The organism is Streptomyces sp. NPDC059853 (assembly GCF_042731495.1).
Taxonomy (GTDB): domain Bacteria; phylum Actinomycetota; class Actinomycetes; order Streptomycetales; family Streptomycetaceae; genus Streptomyces.
In genome coordinates, this window is the sequence record NZ_JBHWJL010000354.1 from 1 (window position 1) to 4,809 (window position 4,809).

Consider the following 4,809-nt stretch of genomic DNA (forward strand, 5'->3'; position numbering starts at 1 on the left):
GTCAAGGGCTACGCCGGCGACCCCCTGTCCGCCCCCGCCCTCCCCCCGGTCCCCCTGAAACCCCGGGGCCGCACGCGCTGACCTGGTCTTTTATTGCCCGAGGCCGTCATGGCACACCACGTTCCGCTCCCGGTGGCTGCATGGGCGGCGCCGCGCGGATACGCCGCGCAGACGCAGCCACCGGACGGTGGCGGGTCCCGCAGGTTTGGCCTTCTGTTGCTGGGTCCGCCAGTCCGAATGCTGACCCAATGCTGACTTTGCTGATGGCGTGTCAGGTTGGCAGCGGACGGTTGGATTGCTGTCTGCTGGGTGGGGCTCGGATCGCTACCGCTTGTCCGCTCCGGGAACTCGTCGCCGGCCGGAGCGGCGGCGTGGATGGCATCGCCCGGCCCCGGTCGGATGCTGCCGTGGTGCCCGGTGGTGCTGAGCGAGGCAGCCGACGACCCGGCCCGCCCGGACGACGAGTGGCCATGTACGTGAGGAGCGATGTCATTGCGACAGGAAACGGGGAGTCGCGCGTCTACACGAAGGACGATGTGCAGCCGCTGGGGAAACTTATGACAGAAGCAGCAAGACGTCCCAGTCAGTAGAGTTTTGGCTTGCGAACAGGCCCGCATATTCTCCGAGAGCTAGAGCAGCCCCGGTGGCTCCGGTGAGAAAGCCAGGATTGTTCAGGGTGACACCCGCTTCGACTTGCGGGAACCGGAAGAGCCCTTGTGCGTTGAAGTTCTGCGCCATGATGTGCGCAGCGTTCCCGGCGGGTTGGCCGGTTCTTATGGCGGCTTGGAGGATTCCAGCCGAGCCGTGGCAGAGACCCGGCCCTTCTGTGTCCCACCCGTCCGGGGGAGCGGTGGCCAGGCGTCGGATGGCTTCGCGGCCAGCGTGGGTCAGAGACTGCTCGTGCACAGCGTTTCCTGCGAGGGTGAGTGCGCGGCCGATGCCCGGTGTCCCGTAGCACCATGCGTGGCGTCTGCCTGGACGAGGCTGGGGCGTTGTGTCGTTGAGTTCGGCTCCGGTGATGAACGGTGGCCACGATCCCCTTGTGTCCTGCCAGTCGAGCAGCCAGGTGGCAGCGGTGTGGATCGCGTGGTCCTGTCCGGGGACGGACTGGCCTGCCGCGTGGCTGAGGGACAGGAGGGCGAGGGGGCCGGCGATGCCGTGGGCGAGCCCGGTGGTGGCGGCTCCGGAGGGGTGGACGGTGACGGTCCGGGGGTGGTCTTCGGCTGGCAGCCACCAGCCGGGACATCGGCCGTGGTTGGTGAGGATCAGGGTGGTCAGGGTTGTGAGCGCCGCGGTCAGCCCTGGGCCGGCTTCCTCCTCATACCCGGCGGCTTGCGCTGCCACCAGGACACGGCCTATGCCGGAGAGTCCTCGGATGACGTCGTACACGGCCCAGGGGGCGCCGGGGCGACCGTGGTCGGTGCGGGCTGTTTGGTGGTGGGCGAGTCCCTGGGCGCGGGCGGACAACCAGGCGGTGGCCTTGCTGATCGCTGTCCGGTGCCGGCTCGGATCGGTGAGGTAGCCCGATCCGATGATCAACGATGCGGCCAGTGCGCCGGGGCCTGTGTAGATCCCGTTGGGCGATGCCCGGCCGAGCAGGCGGGCTGCTTCCTCCCAGTGGCGGTCGGCGGCCGTGGCGAACTCGGGCGCGAGACGGGAGAGGCAGGCGTGCAGCAGTGCGGTCCCGGAGAGTCCGTCGCTGAGCGTGGCAGCAGCCTGCGGCGTGAGCGCCGCGACGACGCGTTCGGGGTTCAGAAGCGTCCGGGCTGTGCTGAGCGCGAGTTCGGCGGCGTGGTCAGTGCTGTGTCTCATGAGCCTGGAAGTGGAGGAGGTCAGTGGCCAGCGACCGGACGATGCGCTCGGATCCGGGCTGCGTTCCGAGGAGCCGGTTGCAGTGCATGTGGATGAGGTCCGAAGCGCAGGCCGTTGACGTCTCCGGGTTGCTGACCGTGGCCCGGTAGGCGGTCAGGGCTGTGTGCCGGGCCTGCCAGCCGCCGGTGAGCGCTGCGGGGATCAAGGAGGTCGTCTCAGCGCGGAGTCGGACTCGGAGGTCATCGCGCGTTCGCCTCTCGCCCGGGGGGAGGACAGCGCTCCTGAGTGCTCGTTTCGGATCGCGGGTGAGGGTGCGGGCGATGTCCACCGAGGACAGCGCCGCAAGGAGCGGCCAGTCATCAGGTGAAGGGGCGAGGGCGAGCAGGCGGCTGGTGAGGATGCTGTCGGCGGCGAATACGTCTTCGGCGGCGCTGATCGCTGCGGGGCCGCCGTATCGCTCCGTCTCGGGCTCGTAGGGTTCGAGCCGGAGGGAGCCAGCGAGCCGTTGTTCATTGAGGGCGGCGCTCCATGCGGTGAGCTGCGGGAGGACGTGGACGTTGAGGTCCGTGGGTTTTCCGTTGGCGCGGATGCGCAGGTGGTCGCCGAGCGCGGGGGTGTGATAGCGCAGCCAGAACCAGCGATCGAGGTGGTCATCAACCGGGGCGAACACTTCGGGGAGCTGACGCAGCACGGCGTCCTGGTGAGCGGCGGGTACGGGCAGAGCAACCGAGAGCCAAGGTCCGCCCGGCAGGTGCAGTGCGCTTCGTCGGCGGGGTGCGGAGCGGGTGTCGGGGTGGCGGGCAGGAGGGTGGTCGCGTCGGGAGAGGTTCACGACCAGCTCGGCCAGGTGCCGTCCGTTGGGCCCTTCGACCACCGTGGTTGTGGTGTGCGGGCTGCCGAGCGGTTCAGCGAGGGAACGTGCTCCACGTGTCACGCTGCGGCGCAGGAGTTCTCGGTCATCGGGGCGGCTGAGGTCCAGGGGAATGTGCCGGTCGGATTCCTCCACGACGGCGACCCGGGGAAGTCGCGGGGAGACCCGGTTCCTCCAGGAGTCCAGCGCCCGGTCCCAGGAGGAACGGCGGGAGGCTGCTGCCGCCAGTTCCTCGGGCAGTCTCCACCTCGCGGGGGTGAGCACTACGTCGCGGTAGCGGACCCGTGGTGTGAACGGCATGGTGGTGCCGTGGCCCCAGGACCAGGGATGCCAGGGGCGGGTTCCTGCGTAGCCGGCCAGGCGCAGGAGGTTGGCCGCCGGGGGCAGGAGCCCGGGGGCGAGGCGGCTGAACAGCACGGGTATGACGGGGCGCTGGTGCCTGGGTGACCAGACCAGCAGGTGGTGGCCGTTCGTGGCGATCATCAACTCGTCGGGCGTCAGGTCGCCGTCACGTTCCGGGACGCCGATGGGGATGCGGTGGGTAGTGAAGCCGGTTTCGGGTGTCAGCGCGGCGGGGGCTCCGACCTGTGGCCGGCATACGATCTCCGCGACGAGCGCCTCGGTGGGTGCTGAGGGGGCGGGGGCGAGCTGGGGCAGCCATCGGGCGAAGCGGCCGGAGGCGGCACCGGCGTCTTGCGAGCCCAGGTCACAGACAGCGATCCCCAGACAGCCGTGCTCCTGCCGCACGATCCGGACGTGGATCTCGGCGCTGCGCGGGGGAACATCAGGGGCGGGGCGGGTCAGCTGCTCGGCGAGGTCGTCGCTGATCGTCACCTCCCTCCGGCCTGCGGCGGTGGCGTCGGCGAGCAGCCGGGTCAGGATCTCCGCTCGTCGTGAGTCGAGGTCGTTCCGGGCACCGAGGTCATCGCTCCGGCTCGGCGGGCCGATCCCGGTGACCGGGTCGATCACCTCCAGCAGCGGGACCAGCCGCTGGCGGCCGAACTCGCGGACGAACCGGTCGTGGTAGTCCGTCAAGGGTTCAGCGAGGTGACCGATACGCCACAGCAGGCTCGCCGCCTGAGCTGCCTGGGCACCGATGGAGACGGGCAGGACGAGCGCGGCGTCGGCCAGGGTGTCCACCGCCAGGGGCCGCTCCACCACGGATATCCCGTCCATCACATCCCGAGCGGCGCGGAGCAGCACCAGGCGCTGTCGGTCGCCGGGAGTCAGCTGGTCGGCTTGGGCCAGCAGGAGGTGGAGGTGTTCCAGGTCCGGCCGCAGGGTGGCAGCGGGCGGCAGGCGGTCGAGCAGATGGCTGAGTGGGTCGTCCCTCAACTGCGGAGGGAGCAGGTCGGTCAGGAGCAGGCCAGCACGGACCATCTGCCGGACGGCGCCGAGGAGCGTTTCCTGCCCGGCGGACGGGTACCGGGCGGCCAGCCCGGCCAGGACGTCCGCAGCCGGCCGGGTGCGACGGCAGCGGTCGAGCAGCCATGTCGAGACTGCGGTGGCGCGGACGCTGCTGCGCTGGGCGACGCTGCGGTCCGGTGCGGGGTGATCGGCCTCCCAGCGGTCCCCTCGGCGCACCACCAGGTTGTTGGTGGTGAGACGGAGCCGGGGCAGAAGTTCCGGGTCATCGAGCAGCCGGTCGGCGATGGCGGACAGCCAGGCCGGGCTCGGGGTCGTCACGGCTCGGTGGCCGCCGCCCAGGCCGAGCGCAGTGTTCTCGTCACTGAAGCGGGCCGGGGCCGCTCCGGCGAACACGCCGTGCGGGGTGGTGCGGTGCCGGGACCGGATGTCGTAGGCCCGCCATGTGGCGGCACGCCGCGCTTCACGGGCTGGCTCCGGGTGAGTGGCGCCGGCGGCGCGGGATGCGAGGAACATCCCCTCCGCGAGAAGACCGCTGTCGTGCTCCTGGTTCAGCGGATCGGCGGGCCTCAGCGGGATACGGGCAAGAGCTGTGGGCTGGTGAACGAACACGTCACGGGGCATGCATGCCTCCCAGAAACCAAGTCCGGGGGCACCGGGTGGGCCAGTGCCCCGGCCATGACCGGGTGGGGGCGAACCTAGGTGACCGTTAAGGCAGAATGCGGGGCGGGGGTGACCAGCCCAACCCTGGTGGGGGCCGT

At 70.5% G+C, this 4,809-nt stretch carries 2 protein-coding genes; both read right to left on the reverse strand.

What is annotated here, in order from left to right; all coding sequences use genetic code 11:
* Positions 1 to 555: 555 nt before the first annotated feature.
* The gene (locus tag ACFV5N_RS24735) at positions 556 to 1,812 is read right to left on the reverse strand and encodes a lanthionine synthetase C family protein (RefSeq protein WP_385603856.1); all 1,257 of its coding nucleotides are present in this window, start codon (positions 1,810 to 1,812) and stop codon (positions 556 to 558) included.
* On the reverse strand, positions 1,796 to 4,672 hold the full coding sequence (locus tag ACFV5N_RS24740) for a lantibiotic dehydratase (protein WP_385603859.1): 2,877 nt from the start codon (positions 4,670 to 4,672) through the stop codon (positions 1,796 to 1,798). The genes ACFV5N_RS24735 and ACFV5N_RS24740 overlap by 17 nt, the downstream gene beginning before the upstream one ends.
* Between the last annotated feature and the right edge of the window lie 137 nt (positions 4,673 to 4,809).

What these genes read in the sequence shown, in the direction of transcription:
- ACFV5N_RS24740 (WP_385603859.1), bottom strand. Translation starts at nt 4,672, where the DNA reads ATGCCCCGTGACGTGTTCGTTCACCAGCCCACAGCTCTTGCCCGTATC.
- ACFV5N_RS24735 (WP_385603856.1), bottom strand. Translation starts at nt 1,812, where the DNA reads ATGAGACACAGCACTGACCACGCCGCCGAACTCGCGCTCAGCACAGCC.